The following is a 14,971-nucleotide window of genomic DNA, read 5'->3' as shown; positions in this document are numbered from 1 at the left end:
CCGGTAGTGTCAATCGCGGTAACCTGACTTTCAATTCGACATAAAGGACCGGCTCAATGATCCAGAAGCCCTATCTCTTGTTCCTTGGCGATGCCCCGGACGCACTTGCCGCCAAGGTGGCGCAAGGCATCTGCGACTGGAATCCCGACGTGGCGCTGGGCCAGATCCGACTGCCCGGCTGTGGCGCCGATATGGGCCTGCCCGACATGACATTGGAACAGGCCAAGGCGGCGGGCGTGAAAACCGTGGTGATCGGTGTCGCCAACCGGGGCGGCATCATTTCCGACGCTTGGAAAGAGGTGCTGATTCAGGCGATCAAGATGGGGTTCGACCTTGCCGCCGGATTGCATACCCTGCTGCGCAACGAGAACGATCTGATCTCGGCGGCGCGGATGTATGGCCCGACCCTGCATGATGTGCGCATCCCGACCGTCGCCTATCCGATTGCAAACGGGGTCAGGCGGACCGGCAAGCGGTGTCTGGCCATCGGCACGGATTGTTCGGTCGGCAAGATGTACACCGGCATGGCGATGAACGCCGAAATGAACGGCCGGGGCATCAAATCCACCTTCCGCCCCACGGGGCAGACCGGCATCCTGATCACGGGCGGCGGCGTGCCGCTGGATGCGGTGATCGCCGATTTCATGGCCGGCTCGGTGGAATATCTGACCCCCGACAACGATCCCGACCATTGGGATCACATCGAGGGACAGGGCAGCCTGTACCACGCCTCGTTCTCGGGGGTGACGCTGGCGCTGATCCATGGCGGCCAGCCCGACGCGATGGTGATGTGCCACGAACCCACACGCAGCCACATGCGCGGCCTGCCGGATTATGCACTGCCGTCGCTGGAACAGCTGCGCGACACCGCGCTGCCACTGGCGCAGATCGTCAATCCCGCTTGCCGGATTACGGGTGTATCGATCAACACCAAGGCGCTGGACGACAAGGCGGCGCGCCGATTGATCGACGATACCGCTGCGGCGCTGAACCTGCCCGCGACCGATCCCTATCGTTTCGGGGCCGGGCCATTGGTCGACGCATTGGAAGGGATCTGAGCGATGATGACCGTCACCCCCGACATCTTTCGCCTTGCCGAGGTTTTCACCATCTCGCGCGGGTCGCGGACCGAGGCCAAAGTGCTCACCGCGCAGATCAGCCGCGACGGTGCGAAAGGGTGGGGCGAATGTGTGCCCTATGCCCGCTACGGCGAAACGCTCGACTCGGTGACGGCGCAGATCATCGGCCTGCCAGACGGGATTTCGCGCGCCGCGCTTCAGGATGCGCTGGAGCCCGGGGCGGCGCGCAATGCGGTTGATTGCGCTCTGTGGGATCTGGCCGCGAAACAGGCAGGCAAGCGGGTCTGGCAACTGGCCGGGCTGACCGCGCCGGGACCCGAAATTACCGCCTTCACCCTGTCGCTGGATACGCCTGAAAACATGCGTGCCGCGGCCGCAAAACACGCCCATCGCCCGCTGCTGAAGATCAAGTTGGGCACGCCCGATGATATGGCCCGGCTTGAAGCGGTGCGCGCCGGGGCGCCTGACGCCGCGATCATCGTCGATGCCAATGAAGGCTGGAGCGCCGAGGTCTATTCCGATCTCGCCCCCCATCTGGTGCGTATGGGCGTCAAATTGGTGGAACAGCCGATGCCTGCCGGACAAGACGGAATGCTGGCCGAAATCGCCCGCCCGCTGCCGGTCTGCGCCGATGAATCCTGCCATGACAGCGCCTCGCTGGCCGATCTGAAGGGCAAATACGATGTGGTCAACATCAAGCTGGACAAGACCGGCGGATTGACCGAAGCGCTGGCCCTGCGCGATGCCGCCCGCGCCGAAGGATATGGCATCATGGTGGGCTGCATGGTCGGGTCGTCGCTGGCCATGGCGCCTGCCGTCCTGCTGGCACAGGGCGCAGGTTTCATCGATCTGGATGGCCCGCTTTTGCTGGCCGAAGACCGGGAAAACCCATTGAAATATGACGAAAAGGGCGTCCATCCTTCCGAACCGGCGCTGTGGGGCTAGCGGCGCGCGTTCCACGGCATCTACGCTGATGTGTGAACCTTTGTCGGACCGCGCAACGCCGTGGTTTCGGGCGGGTCTTGACACAGCCGCGCTGCTGACCCACTCCATTCGCAACTCACTGCGAAAAGGAGCCTTGATGTCCCGCACCGTATATCTGAACGGCGAATACCTTCCTGAATCCGAGGCGAAGGTGTCGATTTTCGACCGCGGCTTCCTGTTCGCCGATGGCGTCTATGAGGTGACCAGCGTTCTTGGCGGCAAACTGCTTGATTTCGACGGCCATGCGACGCGACTCGCCCGGTCGTTGAACGAGCTGGAGATGACCAATCCGATCACCAAGGAAGACCTGCTTGAGGTACACCGCGAACTCGTGCGGCGAAACGGGATCGACGACGGTCTGATCTATCTTCAGATCACGCGCGGCGCGGCTGACCGCGATTTCGCCTATCCCGTTGAAGGCACCCCGGCCACCATCGTGTTGTTCACACAGGCGAAAACCGGGTTGGCCGACAACCCGCTGGCGAAAACCGGCATCAAGGTGATCGGGATCGAGGATCTGCGCTGGGGCCGGCGCGACATCAAGACGGTGCAGTTGTTGTATCCGTCCATGGGCAAGATGATGGCGAAGGCCGCAGGCGTTCATGATGCCTGGATGATCGAGGATGGCCATATCACCGAGGGCACATCGAACAACGCCTATATCGTCACGGACGGCAAGATCGTGACCCGCCATCTGGGGCACGAAATCCTGCATGGCATCACCCGCGCCGCCGTGCTGCGGTTTGCCCGTGAAAGCCAGATGGAGGTCGAAGAGCGCGCCTTTACCGTGGACGAGGTAAAAGCGGCGGATGAGGCATTCATCACCAGCGCGTCGATGTTCGTGATGCCCGTGGTCGAATTCGACGGCATTGCCATCGGCACCGGCGCGGTTGGCCCGGTGGCGACACGTCTGCGCGAAATCTATATCGAGGAAAGCCGCAATTCAGCGGTTTGAACTTTGTGCGGCGCGCCCGGCGCGCCGCATTCACCCCCCTGCCTTATGCGCTCAGCGCGCCGCCTTTTCCGCGATGCCCGATGTGCCTTCGCGCCGGGTCAGTTCGGCCTCGACATCGGCCAGCGTCACGTCGCGGGCGGCCAGCATGACCAACAGGTGATACAGTACATCCGCCGCCTCGCGGGTCAGCGCGTCCCGGTCGCCTGAGACCGCTTCGATCACCGCTTCAATCGCCTCTTCGCCGAACTTTTCGGCACATTTCGCCGGACCTTTTGACAGCAGTTTCGCCGTCCAGCTTTGATCCGGTGCGGCGCCCTTGCGCTCGGCTATGGTGGCGGCCAGCCGGGCCAGCGCGCTCATGACAGTCTCATGGGAATACCGGCGGCTGCCATATGCGCCTTGGCCTCGCCAATGGTATAGGTGCCGAAGTGAAAAATCGACGCGGCCAGAACCGCGCTCGCCCCGCCCAGTGTCACGCCTTCGACCAGATGATCCAGCGTGCCGACCCCGCCCGAGGCAATCACCGGAACCCGGACCGCATCGCTGATCGCGCGGGTCAGTGGAATGTTGAACCCGGCGCCTGTTCCGTCGCGGTCCATGCTGGTCAGCAGGATTTCACCCGCACCCTTTTTGGCAACAGTGCGGGCAAATTCCACCGCATCGATTCCCGTCGCGCGCCGCCCGCCGTGGGTGAAGATCTCCCACCGGCCCGGCGCGACTGTCTTGGCGTCGATGGCGACGACGATGCATTGGCTGCCAAATCGGTCGGCGGCCCGCGCCACAACATCCGGATCGGCCACCGCAGCCGAGTTGAACGACACCTTGTCGGCCCCCGCCAGCAACAGTTTGCGCACATCCTCGGGGCTGCGCACACCGCCGCCCACGGTCAACGGCATAAAGCAGTGTTCGGCAGTGCGGGTGACCAGATCGAACATCGTGTCGCGATTGTCTTCGGTCGCCATGATGTCGAGAAAACACAGCTCGTCCGCGCCAGCGGCATCATAGGCACGCGCCGATTCGACGGGATCGCCCGCATCGATCAGATCGACAAAGTTGACGCCTTTCACTACGCGCCCTTCGGCCACGTCGAGACAGGGAATGATACGGGTTTTAAGCATGGGGCAGCTCCGGCTCTTGCGGGGATTGTCATAATCCGCCGATCACGAAAACGCCAGTGCGGGAACCCATGACCTGTTGGCTGGTTGGGATATAGCACAACAAAAGGACCGCCCAATGTCACGCCTTCTTACCACGCTTGCCGCGCTGACCCTTGCCGCCGCCCCGATCGCTGCCTCTGCGGGTGACGACATCATCAAGATCGAGGCTACAGGCTCGGTGTCGGAAGTCACGGATCGTCTGGAAGCCGCAGTTGGCACTGCGGGCGCCACAATCTTTGCCCGGGTCGATCATACAGCTGGCGCGGAAAGTGTCGGAATGGAGATGCAGGATGCGCAACTGCTGATCTTCGGCAATCCCAAGCTGGGCACGCCCGCGATGCAGGCCGATATCCTTGCCGGATTGCAACTGCCCCTGCGCGTGCTGGTTTACGATGACGGGGAAGGCAAGACCTGGTTGGCCTATCAGGACGTCGACGAGATGTTCGACGATCTCGACATCGACGATGACGCAGGCTTTGTGAAGATGATGGAAGGCGCGTTGAAAAAGCTGACCGAGACGGCAAGCGGTATTTGAGGTCAGCGTCGCTACCACCCCCGCTACGGGCAGCCTCGCCGGTAAGGGCAGCCTAGCCACCACTTCGACCTGCGGCAGATGATGCCGCGGGCGCTTATGCCGATTATTCTGTCGCCAAACCGCGTTCCACCATGGCGCTTGCGCCCGTCATCTGGCCCAGAGGTACGGAGGGATCGCGCCCGGCTCGCCGCGCGGCGACGATCTCTGCGCGTTCCAGAGCGATATCGACCGCGCGCACCGCCTCCAGTGCGTCAAGCGCGAAGACCCCGCTTGCGTCTGCGATCACCGCCGCGCCGGGCATCACGGCAACGCCGCCCACACTGACCGGTCGGTGCACCGTTCCGCCGGAATCCAGCAAACGTGTCGTCACCGGCGCGGTGCCGCGGCACCACACGGGAAACCCAAGTGCGACCATCTCATCGGCATCGGTGCAAGGCCCGTCAATCACCGCGCCGACGATCCCGGCGCGCATTGCCGCCCCGGCCACTCCATCGCCAAGACAGGCATAGGTCCGGTCACCCATCCTGTCGATCATCAGAATATCGCCGGGTGTGGCCAGACCGATGGCATGATGCAGCATCGTGCTATCGGCTGCCGGGATCTGTACGGTCAGCGCGCGGCCTATGGTGCGCGGCCCAAATCCCCCGCTGGCCCTGATCCCGCTGTCCATATGGCCCCACCACAGAATATGACCCAGCATCGGAGTATCCAGTTGCGCCATGCGCTCGGCCAACCCGGCAGGCAGGGCAGGCGGCACCGGGCCGATGATGTATTTCGGTATATTGGGCAGGGGTTGGCGGGCTTGGGTCATGTCTGGGCCTCGGGGGTTGTCGCTTTCGGATGAGTGGGTTCGTGTGCCACTCAGGAGGAGCGCGATTTCAGGGTCGGGTCCAGCCGGTCGCGCAGCCAGTCGCCGATCAGACTGACCGACAGGGCCAGAACAAAGATGATCGCGCCGGGAAACAGGGTCAGCCACCAGGCGGTGAGCAAACGGTCGCGCCCCTCGCTCATGACCTGGCCCAGCGATGTCAGCGGCGCCTGAACGCCCAGACCCAGAAACGACAGCGCGGTTTCCAGCAGGATCGTCAGCGGCAGGTTCACGGTGAACTGCACCAGAGCGATCGAGGCGACATTGGGCAGGATATGGCGCAGGTAAATTCGCGCCGGGCTGGCGCCAAGGGCGCGAACGGCGGTGACATATCCATGTTCCTTGGCCGACAGGACCGCACCGCGCATCAACCGGGCGTAAACCTCCCACCCGGTCAGGCCGATCAGCAGCAGGAACAGGGTGAAGGAATTGTCGAACATCGCCAGCACGAACAGCGCGACGACGATGATCGGCAGCGACGCCTGAACATCCACCGCCGCCACGATCACGTTTTCCACCCAGCCCCGCCGCGCCGCCGCGAGCAACCCGAGAAGCGAGCCGAGAACTGCGCCGATCACGGTGCCGACGACCGCGACGATCAGCGTGATCTGCGCCCCCACGGCAAGCCGCACCAGCAGATCGCGGCCTCTTGCGTCAGTGCCCAGCAGATACCCTTCGGTTCCCGGCGGTTTCAGCCGGGCGGTCAGCGATGTGGCGCGGAACTCATGCGGGCTTAGCCATTGGCCAAACAGCGCGAAAGCGACGAAAAGCGCCACGAAGACCAGCGCGCATTTGACAGCAAAGGGGACTTTCATCGGGCGCGGATCCTCGGGTCGATGACCAGATACAGCAAATCGACGATCAGGTTGGCGCAGATCATCGTCACCGCAATGGCCAGCACGATGAACTGCACTGTCGCAATGTCCCGCGTGGCGACCGACCGCACCAGAAGCTGTCCGACGCCGGGCCATGCGAAAACCTGTTCTGTCACCACCGACCCGGCGATCAACCCGCCCAGCGACAGTCCGACAAGCGTCACCAGCGGAATCGCCGCGTTTGGCCCGGCATGGCGCCACATCCGGCGGCCCCGTGGAATTCCCCGCGCCTCGGCCGCGACCATGAAGGGCGCGTTCAGCGTCTCAAGAAGGGATGATCGCGAGAACCGGGCAAAGGCGCCCATCGACGCCAGCCCCAGGGTCAGCGCGGGCGGCAACACGTCCAGCAGCGTATCCTCCGAGGCCCCGACATAGGTCTGGAACACCAGCGCCCCGGTGAGGATCACCACCAGCCCGAACAGGAAATTCGGCATGGCAAAGGCAAAGACCGAAAATCCCATCACCGCCCGGTCAATGGGCCGCCCCCGGTTCAGAGCCGCAATCGCGCCCATGGGAATCCCCGCCAGCAAGGCAATGGCCAGCGCCGTGCCGCCGAGCATCAGCGTGGCCGGCAGACGGTTCAGGAACAGTTGCGCCGAAGGCAGACCGGTGTGCACCGAATAGCCGAACTCGCCCCGGGCCATCGCGCCGAGATAGGCGGTGTATTGCGCCCAAAGTGGCTTATCCAGCCCCATGGCGCGGCGGTATTGCTCGATCACCTCTTGCGGCGCGTCAGGCGGCGCAAGGGCCGCCGCCGGATCGCCGGAAAACCGGATGAACAGAAACACCAGCGTGACGGTGATCAGCAGTGTGATCACGGCCCGGATCAGGCGACTGGCGACATATCCGATCATGCGGCACCTTCTTTCAGTGTGCGCCCGGGAGCGGCATGAAGCAAGGCGCGGGTATAATCCGCGACCGGCGCATGGAACACTTGGTCGACCGGCCCCTGTTCGACGATCCGCCCGTTCTGCATGACGATCACGTCATCTGCGATCGCCCGTGCGACGCGCAGGTCGTGGGTGATGAACACCATGGCAAAGCCCAGCCGACGTTGCAGATCGGCGAACAGATCCAGCACCTGCGCCTGCACGGAAACATCCAGCGCCGACACCGCCTCGTCCGCGATCAGCACTTCGGGGTCGAGAGCCAGCGCGCGGGCGATGCAGATACGCTGTCGCTGACCGCCGGAAAATTCGTGCGGATGCCGGTCGATGGCCTGAGGCGGCAGGCTGACCAGTGCCAGCAGTTCTGCCGCACGCTCCATCGCTTGGGCCTTGGGCGTTCCGTGAATCACCGGACCCTCGGCAATCGCTGCACCGATGGATTGGCGCGGGTCCAGCGCCGAAAACGGATCCTGCAATACCACCTGAATCCGCTGTCTGAGCGCGCGCAGCTCGGCACCTTTCACATTGGTGATGTCCTGCCCGTCAAAGGTCAGCCGCCCGGCCTGAAAATCCTCAAGCCGCAGCAGGCACCGCGCAAGCGATGATTTCCCCGACCCGCTTTCGCCCACCACGGCCAGTGTTCGCCCCCGCGCAAGGCTCAGCGATACGTCCTGCACGGCCTGCACTTCGCGCCGCGCGAAGGGGCCGCCAAGGCGATAGGTCAGGCTGATGTTCTGCGCCGTCAGGATCGTGTCGGCACCGGTGGCATCGCGCGCATCCCCGGTCTTGGTCGCCGCCGCGAGCAGGGCGCGGGTATAGGGATGTTCGGGCGCGTGCAGAACCCGTTCTGCGGTGCCGGATTCGACCACCTGACCCGCCTGCATCACGACGATCCGGTCGGCGATGTCGCTGACCACGCCGAAATCATGGGTGATGAACAGCACGCCTGTGCCGCGTTCGCGTTGCAAATCGGCAATCAGCGTCAGAATTTCCGCCTGTGTCGTCACATCAAGCGCAGTCGTCGGTTCGTCCGCGATCAGCAGGGCGGGGTTCAGCAGCAGCGCCCCGGCAATCACGATCCGTTGCGCCTGTCCGCCAGACAGTTGATGCGGATAGCTGCGGGCGATCCGCGCCGGGTCGGGCAGACGCACGGCGATCAGCATTTCATCGACACGCTTGCGCGCCTCGCTGCGCGATAAGCCATGCACCCGTGCAATCTCGATCAACTGGTCACCGACCCGGATCAGCGGATCAAGGCTGGCTGAGGCATCCTGAAACACCATCGCCATCCGGGCCGAACGCAGCCGCACATAGGCCTTGTCACGCTGGGCTGGCAGAACCTGACCCTGAAACGTCACGCGCCCGGCAACCAGCGGCAGTTGCACCGGAAGCATCCCCATGACCGCCTGCGCGACCACGGATTTGCCCGACCCGGATTCACCCACCAGACACAGGGTTTCACCGGGCGCGACCTCCAGCGATACGCCCTCGACCGCAAACGGTCGGTCGCCGCCATCAGGCAGGGCAACGCTCAGCCCTTCGATAGTGACGACCGGAACGCTCATTCGGTTTTCAGAAAGTTCTTGTCAAAGATCGTGACCGCCGAATTGCCCGGATCCCAGTCAAGATCGTCGCGCATGCCATAGCTGACGACGTTGCGCCACAGGTACATGCCGGGGGTGATATCCTCCCATTCGGCCACCAGATCGAGATAGGCCTGCTTGCGCTCGTCGAATTCCTGCGCCTGCACGAAAGCCTCGCCAAGTTCCAAAAACTTGTCCGACGGCACCCATGTCTTGTGCGAGGCCGTGACTCGGCTGCTGTCCGGGCCCCAGTCCAGCCACAGGGGCCGCCATGGGTCGCCCGAAAAGTCCGAGCTCATCGACATGTTCAGCATGTGAAACGGCCGTTCATAGGCAAGGCTGAAGTTGTCGACGATGGTCAGTTTGACGTCGATGCCCACATCGCGCCACTGCTCGACCATGAATTCCGCCGCCACCTCATAGTTGGGATAAAATCCCCGGGTGATGTGCCATTCAAGCTGTTCACCGTCGTAGTCCGAAGCGGCCAAAAGCTCTTTCGCACGGTCCGGATCATAGGTGATCGCGGCCTTGCGATCGGCGTCATAAAAGGGCCCGTATTCGGGAAAGTTGAACGGTGCAGGCACATAGGTCGCATCGCCCCAGAGCGCGGTGACGATGCCTTCCCGGTCGACGGCGGCAACCATCGCCTTGCGCAGATTGACATCGGTCAGCGGGTTGTCGGGGATGGTTTCATCATCGTCGAGCATGTTGAAGGCGAACATCGGATAATTCTCGATGCTCTTGGTCAGAACCGTGACCCCCGGCGCGTTTTCAACCTGTTCAATCTGGTCAGCGGGGATCGACGTGATGATGTCGAATTCACCTGCAACCAGCCCGGCGAACTGGGTCGAAAACTCGGGCACGATGCGGAAGGTCAGCGATGCTGCGGGCACCGGTCCATACCAGTAATCGTCGAACGCCTCGGCCACCAGCTCGGTGCTGGGATCGAAACTGACCAGTTTGTAAGGCCCGGTTCCGATGGGTTTCTGACCAAACGCGTCGGTGCCGACTTCCTCATAATAATGCTTCGGCAGGACAAAACCCAATGGCGTGGCCAGCCGGTTGGGAAAGGTCGGGTCGGCGATGTCGAGTTCGACCTCGACGGTCAGCGGGCCTGTCGCCTCGACCCGCACGATGTTGGCGGCATAGCGTGATCCGCGCGGCGCGCTGGGCTCTGGCCCCCAAAGGCGTTCGGCAGACATGGAAAACGCCACATCTTCGGCGTCCATCACATGGCCGTCGTGAAATTTCACCCCCTCGCGCAGCTTGATCTCCCAGATCATGGGCGTCTTGCGGGTCCATTCGGTGGCCAGCCACGGAACCAGCGTCGCACCGTCGGGATCTTCCCACCGGTTGCGCATGATCAGCGTGTCAAACAGGTTGTCATGTACCCGCGCGCCCGAGGTGGAAATCCCGATCACCGGGTCCATCGTTTCCCACAGGTTGTCCACGGCCAGCTTGATATCGGGGCGGTCCTGCGCGGCGGCTGGCAGGGCCAACGCAAACAGTAGCCCCAAAACAAGACGGGGCGTGGTCATGGAGCGGTGTCGGATGGTCATCGGCATATCTCCTGCATTGGGTCTCGGATCTCGGATATTGGGTTCACGACGCCGTTTCGGGCTGATCCGTCCGGGTTTCAGCATGGTAAAGATCGTAATCGCGCCCGTTCTGAAGTGACGGGATCTGACGGCGTGCTGCGGCGATTTCCTCGAGGTTCAGATCGACGGTAATCAATCCCGCGCCATCGCCGCCCAGATCGGCGATCACCTTGCCCCAAGGGTTTACGATCATCGAATGGCCATAGGTGATCCGCCCGTCGTCGTGCCGCCCGACCTGCGCCGGTGCAATCACAAAGGCACCGTTCTCGATGGCCCGGGCGCGCAAAAGCACCTCCCAATGGGCCTGTCCCGTGGGTACGGTGAACGCCGAGGGTACGAACAGAAACACCGCACCGGCGCGGGCATAATCACGGTAAAGTTGTGGAAACCGCAGGTCATAGCAGATGCTCATGCCAGCCGGACCCCATGGGGTATCGGCCAGCACCGCCTGCGCCCCGGGGCGATAACGGCGCGATTCGCCGGTGGGCGGCTTGCCGTCCAGACAGATGTCGAAAAGGTGGATCTTGTCATACCCGGCAACGATTTTGCCATCGGGGCTGATCAGATCGGAATGGTTCAGAAACCGTGCAGCATCACCCTTTTCGGGGCCTGCCACCGGGGTCGATCCGGTATGGATCCACAACCCGTGCCGTGCGGCCGCCGCGCGGCAGGCGGCGATAAACGGATCTTTTTCGTGATCGACCACCTGATGCAAAGCTTCGTCGCGGATGCGGTTGCACAGGCCCGATGCCTCGGGCAGGGCCAGCATCTGCGCACCCTCGGCTCTGGCGCGGGCGGCTGCGTCGTCCATCCAGGCGATGTTGCCCGCATGTCGGTTGGTCGAGGTCATCTGCGCCATGCAGAGGCGAATCGTCTGTGAAGTCATCGGTGATCCTTTCTGCAACATCCTGATGTTGAGATGAAACCTCGCAAATCAAAAGCAGAAACTTAGGGCATCCCCTTAACAAATCGCAAATAAAGCTTGGTTCTGCCTATCGGACCCTGCGTGTCGGGGTACACGCTCTGGTTGTGGGTGGCCTGAGGGTCAGTCACGCCAGCCGCGCCCGACCTTTGCCGGGGCGATAAAAATCGCGCTCGGGCCATTGCAGGATTTTTTGATCAGAAAAGCACCCGGTCGAAGTCCCGACGATCAGGAATCCATCTTCAGCGCACTGATAAACGCCTGTTGTGGAATTTCGACCTTGCCGAACTGGCGCATCTTCTTCTTGCCCGCCTTCTGCTTGTCCAGCAGTTTGCGCTTGCGGGATGCATCGCCGCCATAGCATTTGGCCGTCACATCCTTGCGCATCGCCGACAGGGTTTCGCGGGCGATGACCCGGCCACCAATCGCCGCCTGAATCGGGATCTTGAACATGTGGCGGGGGATCAGCTCTTTCAGCTTTTCGCACATGGCACGGCCACGCATTTCTGCCCGGTCCCGGTGAACCATCATCGACAGCGCATCGACGGGTTCATCGTTGACCAGCACCGACATCTTGACCAGCGCATCCTCGCGATACTCGGACATATGATAATCGAAGCTGGCGTAACCCTTTGTTACAGATTTCAGCCGATCATAGAAATCGAACACCACTTCGTTGAGGGGAAGATCGTAGATAACCATTGCCCGCGACCCGGCATAGGTCAGGTCAAGCTGGATTCCGCGCCGATCCTGGCACAGCTTCAGGACATCGCCCAGATATTCGTCGGGCACCAGAATTGTTGCCTTGATCCGCGGCTCTTCGATGTGATCGACCAGCGTCAGGTCGGGCATGTCGGCAGGGTTGTGCAGCTCGGCGACAGTGCCGTCGCGCATGTGCAGTTTATAAACCACCGAAGGCGCGGTGGTGATCAGATCAATGTTGTATTCCCGTTCGATCCGGTCGCGGATCACTTCGAGATGCAACAGGCCCAGAAATCCGCAACGGAAACCAAAACCAAGCGCGGCCGAGGTTTCCATTTCGAAGGTGAAAGATGCATCGTTCAGGGCCAGCTTTTCGATCGCGTCGCGCATGTCCTCGAAATCATTGGCATCGACCGGGAACAGCCCGCAGAACACCACCGGGATCGACGGTTTGAACCCGGGCAGGGGTGTTTCGCAGCCCTTCTTTTCGGTGGTGATGGTATCGCCGACGCGGGTGTCGCGCACCTGTTTGATCTGGGCGTTCAGATATCCGATCTCGCCCGGGCCCAGTTCGGACACTTCTTCCATCTTCGGGCGAAACACGCCGACGTTGTCGACGCCGTAAAGACCACCGGTCTTCATCATGCGGATCCGGTCGCCTTTTCTCAGCACGCCGTCGATGATCCGGACAATGACGACCACCCCGAGATAGGCGTCGTAATAGCTGTCGACCAGCATCGCCTTGAGCGGGGCGTTGGCGTCGCCCTTTGGTGCGGGCAGCCGGTTCACGATGGCTTCCAGCACTTCGGGAATGCCGATTCCGGTTTTCGCGCTGATCAAAACAGCGTCCGAGGCGTCGATGCCGATCACATCCTCGATCTGTTCGCGCACGCGTTCGGGCTCGGCCGCAGGCAGATCGACCTTGTTCAGCACCGGGACGATTTCGTGATCGGCATCGATGGCCTGATACACATTGGCCAGCGTCTGCGCCTCGACCCCCTGGGACGCATCGACCACCAAAAGTGATCCTTCGACAGCGCGCATGCTGCGTGACACTTCATAGCCGAAATCGACGTGGCCGGGGGTGTCGATCAGGTTCAGCGTATAGGTGTGGCCGTCCTTGGCAGGATATTCGATGCGGACGGTGTTTGCCTTGATCGTGATGCCACGCTCGCGCTCAATATCCATGGCATCGAGCATCTGCTCTTTCATGTCACGCTGGGCCACGGTGCCGGTCAGCTGAATCAGCCGGTCCGCAAGGGTGGATTTGCCGTGATCGATATGGGCAACGATGGAAAAGTTGCGGATGCGGGAGATTGGGGTCATTGCGCGGCCTCAGGCGGGATTTGTCCACGTGAATGGCTGCAAGATGGCTGATTTGCAAGGGGGTTCGGTGGCGGATCACCGGTCTGCGCTGCAGAGCCTCTGTCGAAGGTGCAAAAATTACCCGCGCAAAAGTACCGGTGCGACGGGCCAGACAAAGCGCGCCCTGCCCATGGCTGGCAAGAAACCGATCAGGCGTCGAGGAACGCGCGGCACGCCGCCTCGAACTCGCGCGGCTTTTCGGCATGGAGCCAATGCCCGACCCCGGGGATTTTAGCGAAACGTGCGGCGGGGAAATGGGTGCGGATCGTCTCCCGGTGTTCGGGCAACACATAGTCCGATATGCCCCCGGACAGGAAAAGGGTCGGTTCGGGGAACGTGCCCGGTAACTGAGGCCAGCCGATGATTTCGGCCATTCGCGCACCAAGCACGTCAAGGTTCAATTTCCAGCGGTGCTGTGCGACATCAAGGCTTTGCAACAGAAAAGCGCGCACACCGGCATCGGGCACGGATGCCTCCAAAGCCGCGCTGGCCTGCGTGCGCGACGTGATTTCGGACAGATCCAGCGCCTGCATCGCCGTGACCAGATGCAACTGCGTATGGTCATAGGCGACGGGCGCGATATCGGCCACTACGATCCGGCGCAGGTGTTCGGGGTGCAACAGAGCCAGCGCCATCGCGGCCTTGCCGCCCATGGAATGCCCGATCACATCGGTCGGCCCGTCCAGTAAACCGGCCAGATCACCGGCCAGATCACGATAGGAATGCGACTCATCCCACCCGGATTCGCCATGGTTGCGCATGTCCACGACCCGGACCAACCGGTCCGCAGACAGCCGTTTCGCGATCACACCCCAATTGCGCGCAGATCCGAACAACCCATGGGCGATCAATACTTGCGGACGGTCGGTGGCCGCCCCGTGTTCAATGACGTTCAGCATGAACCATATGTAACCTCTGAGCGGACCGGCGACCAGAGGCCCTGAGCGGACCCGCGACCAGAGGCCCTGAGCGGACCTGCGACCAGAGGCCCTGAGCGGACCTGCGACCAGAGGCCCTGAGCACCGGAGGCATTGAGCGGACCTGCGAACCTCGCTAGTAACCCGTCAGCAGGAGCATTCATGACACCACGAGAACAGGCAGATGAAATCGCCGGTCTGATCGGCACGCGCCTTGGGGTTGGCGGCAATGGGCTTGATGCCAAGGTGAAAAAGGCGGGTCGCCTGTTGCCACGCCGGATTCGCCGTGACGCCGAACTGTTGTCCGATGCGGCCCGGATTTCTGAACATCCCCGTCTGTCGCGCATGGCCAATCCCACAGACACCACCCGGGCGTATCGTGATTGCAAACGGTTTCTTATCCGCATCGACGGCTCAGAACGGATTGTAAGATTCGCATTGGGGCTGGTCACGGCCAATGCGTTCAACTTTCTGGCGGTATCGGCGGTTCTGATTGGGGTTCTGGTCTGGCGTGGGTATCTTTAACGCTTGGGCCTTACGATTC

The 14,971-nt window shown here is 62.3% G+C and carries 15 protein-coding genes; 5 read left to right on the top strand and 10 right to left on the bottom strand.

All coding sequences use genetic code 11. The features are described from left to right. The first annotated feature begins 56 nt into the window (after nucleotides 1-56). From dgcN to FQ320_RS14755, 3 genes are all read left to right on the top strand, one after another. Complete coding sequence (dgcN, locus tag FQ320_RS14765) at nucleotides 57-1,058, top strand: N-acetyltransferase DgcN (protein ID WP_148473572.1); 1,002 nt, start codon at nucleotides 57-59, stop codon at nucleotides 1,056-1,058. Nucleotides 1,059-1,061: 3 nt separating this feature from the next. After that, a complete protein-coding gene (gene dgcA, locus FQ320_RS14760) occupies nucleotides 1,062-2,024 on the top strand; it encodes an N-acetyl-D-Glu racemase DgcA (RefSeq protein WP_148473570.1) in 963 nt (320 codons plus the stop codon). Between the two features lie 136 nt (nucleotides 2,025-2,160). Further along, on the top strand, nucleotides 2,161-3,018 hold the full coding sequence (locus FQ320_RS14755) for a D-amino-acid transaminase (protein WP_148473568.1): 858 nt from the start codon (nucleotides 2,161-2,163) through the stop codon (nucleotides 3,016-3,018). Between the two features lie 51 nt (nucleotides 3,019-3,069). Here the strand turns inward: FQ320_RS14755 and FQ320_RS14750 are convergent, their stop codons facing one another. Together FQ320_RS14750 and hisF are read right to left on the bottom strand one after the other, a co-directional pair. Then, nucleotides 3,070-3,378 carry a phosphoribosyl-ATP diphosphatase gene (locus FQ320_RS14750; RefSeq protein WP_148473566.1) on the bottom strand — a complete coding sequence of 103 codons (309 nt, stop codon included), beginning with the start codon at nucleotides 3,376-3,378 and terminating at the stop codon, nucleotides 3,070-3,072. After that, nucleotides 3,375-4,136 carry an imidazole glycerol phosphate synthase subunit HisF gene (gene hisF / locus FQ320_RS14745; RefSeq protein WP_148473564.1) on the bottom strand — a complete coding sequence of 254 codons (762 nt, stop codon included), beginning with the start codon at nucleotides 4,134-4,136 and terminating at the stop codon, nucleotides 3,375-3,377. The genes FQ320_RS14750 and hisF overlap by 4 nt, the downstream gene beginning before the upstream one ends. A gap of 115 nt (nucleotides 4,137-4,251) precedes the next feature. Here hisF and FQ320_RS14740 point away from each other — a divergent pair, with 115 nt between their 5' ends. Beyond that, on the top strand, nucleotides 4,252-4,710 hold the full coding sequence (locus tag FQ320_RS14740; RefSeq protein WP_148473562.1) for a DUF302 domain-containing protein: 459 nt from the start codon (nucleotides 4,252-4,254) through the stop codon (nucleotides 4,708-4,710). Between the two features lie 103 nt (nucleotides 4,711-4,813). Here FQ320_RS14740 and FQ320_RS14735 read toward each other — a convergent pair whose 3' ends face one another. The 8 genes from FQ320_RS14735 to FQ320_RS14700 all read right to left on the bottom strand — a co-directional run bounded on the left by FQ320_RS14735 (nucleotide 4,814) and on the right by FQ320_RS14700 (nucleotide 14,409). Beyond that, the gene (locus FQ320_RS14735) at nucleotides 4,814-5,521 is read right to left on the bottom strand and encodes an RraA family protein (RefSeq protein ID WP_148473560.1); all 708 of its coding nucleotides are present in this window, start codon (nucleotides 5,519-5,521) and stop codon (nucleotides 4,814-4,816) included. Between the two features lie 50 nt (nucleotides 5,522-5,571). After that, the gene (locus FQ320_RS14730; protein ID WP_148473559.1) at nucleotides 5,572-6,393 is read right to left on the bottom strand and encodes an ABC transporter permease; all 822 of its coding nucleotides are present in this window, start codon (nucleotides 6,391-6,393) and stop codon (nucleotides 5,572-5,574) included. Next, nucleotides 6,390-7,307 carry an ABC transporter permease gene (locus FQ320_RS14725; protein WP_148473557.1) on the bottom strand — a complete coding sequence of 306 codons (918 nt, stop codon included), beginning with the start codon at nucleotides 7,305-7,307 and terminating at the stop codon, nucleotides 6,390-6,392. The genes FQ320_RS14730 and FQ320_RS14725 overlap by 4 nt, the downstream gene beginning before the upstream one ends. After that, nucleotides 7,304-8,905 carry an ABC transporter ATP-binding protein gene (locus tag FQ320_RS14720; protein WP_148473555.1) on the bottom strand — a complete coding sequence of 534 codons (1,602 nt, stop codon included), beginning with the start codon at nucleotides 8,903-8,905 and terminating at the stop codon, nucleotides 7,304-7,306. Before FQ320_RS14720 ends, FQ320_RS14725 begins: the two co-directional genes overlap by 4 nt. Further along, nucleotides 8,902-10,482 (bottom strand): ABC transporter substrate-binding protein, encoded by a 1,581-nt coding sequence (locus FQ320_RS14715; RefSeq protein WP_148473553.1) that lies wholly within the window; start codon nucleotides 10,480-10,482, stop codon nucleotides 8,902-8,904. The genes FQ320_RS14720 and FQ320_RS14715 overlap by 4 nt, the downstream gene beginning before the upstream one ends. Before the next feature lie 43 nt (nucleotides 10,483-10,525). Beyond that, complete coding sequence (locus FQ320_RS14710) at nucleotides 10,526-11,407, bottom strand: carbon-nitrogen hydrolase family protein (protein WP_148473551.1); 882 nt, start codon at nucleotides 11,405-11,407, stop codon at nucleotides 10,526-10,528. A gap of 264 nt (nucleotides 11,408-11,671) precedes the next feature. Then, entirely contained in the window at nucleotides 11,672-13,471 is a 1,800-nt protein-coding gene (gene lepA, locus FQ320_RS14705; RefSeq protein ID WP_148473549.1) for a translation elongation factor 4, read from the bottom strand. A gap of 188 nt (nucleotides 13,472-13,659) precedes the next feature. Beyond that, the gene (locus FQ320_RS14700; protein ID WP_148473547.1) at nucleotides 13,660-14,409 is read right to left on the bottom strand and encodes an alpha/beta fold hydrolase; all 750 of its coding nucleotides are present in this window, start codon (nucleotides 14,407-14,409) and stop codon (nucleotides 13,660-13,662) included. A gap of 180 nt (nucleotides 14,410-14,589) precedes the next feature. Between FQ320_RS14700 and FQ320_RS14695 the strand changes: the two genes are divergently transcribed. Continuing rightward, a complete protein-coding gene (locus tag FQ320_RS14695; RefSeq protein ID WP_148473545.1) occupies nucleotides 14,590-14,952 on the top strand; it encodes a hypothetical protein in 363 nt (120 codons plus the stop codon). Nucleotides 14,953-14,971: the final 19 nt, after the last annotated feature.

The sequence above is a fragment of the Oceaniovalibus sp. ACAM 378 genome (assembly GCF_008085915.1).
Classification (GTDB): Bacteria; Pseudomonadota; Alphaproteobacteria; order Rhodobacterales; family Rhodobacteraceae; genus Oceaniglobus.
This window is presented reverse-complemented; position numbering and strand designations above follow the sequence as displayed.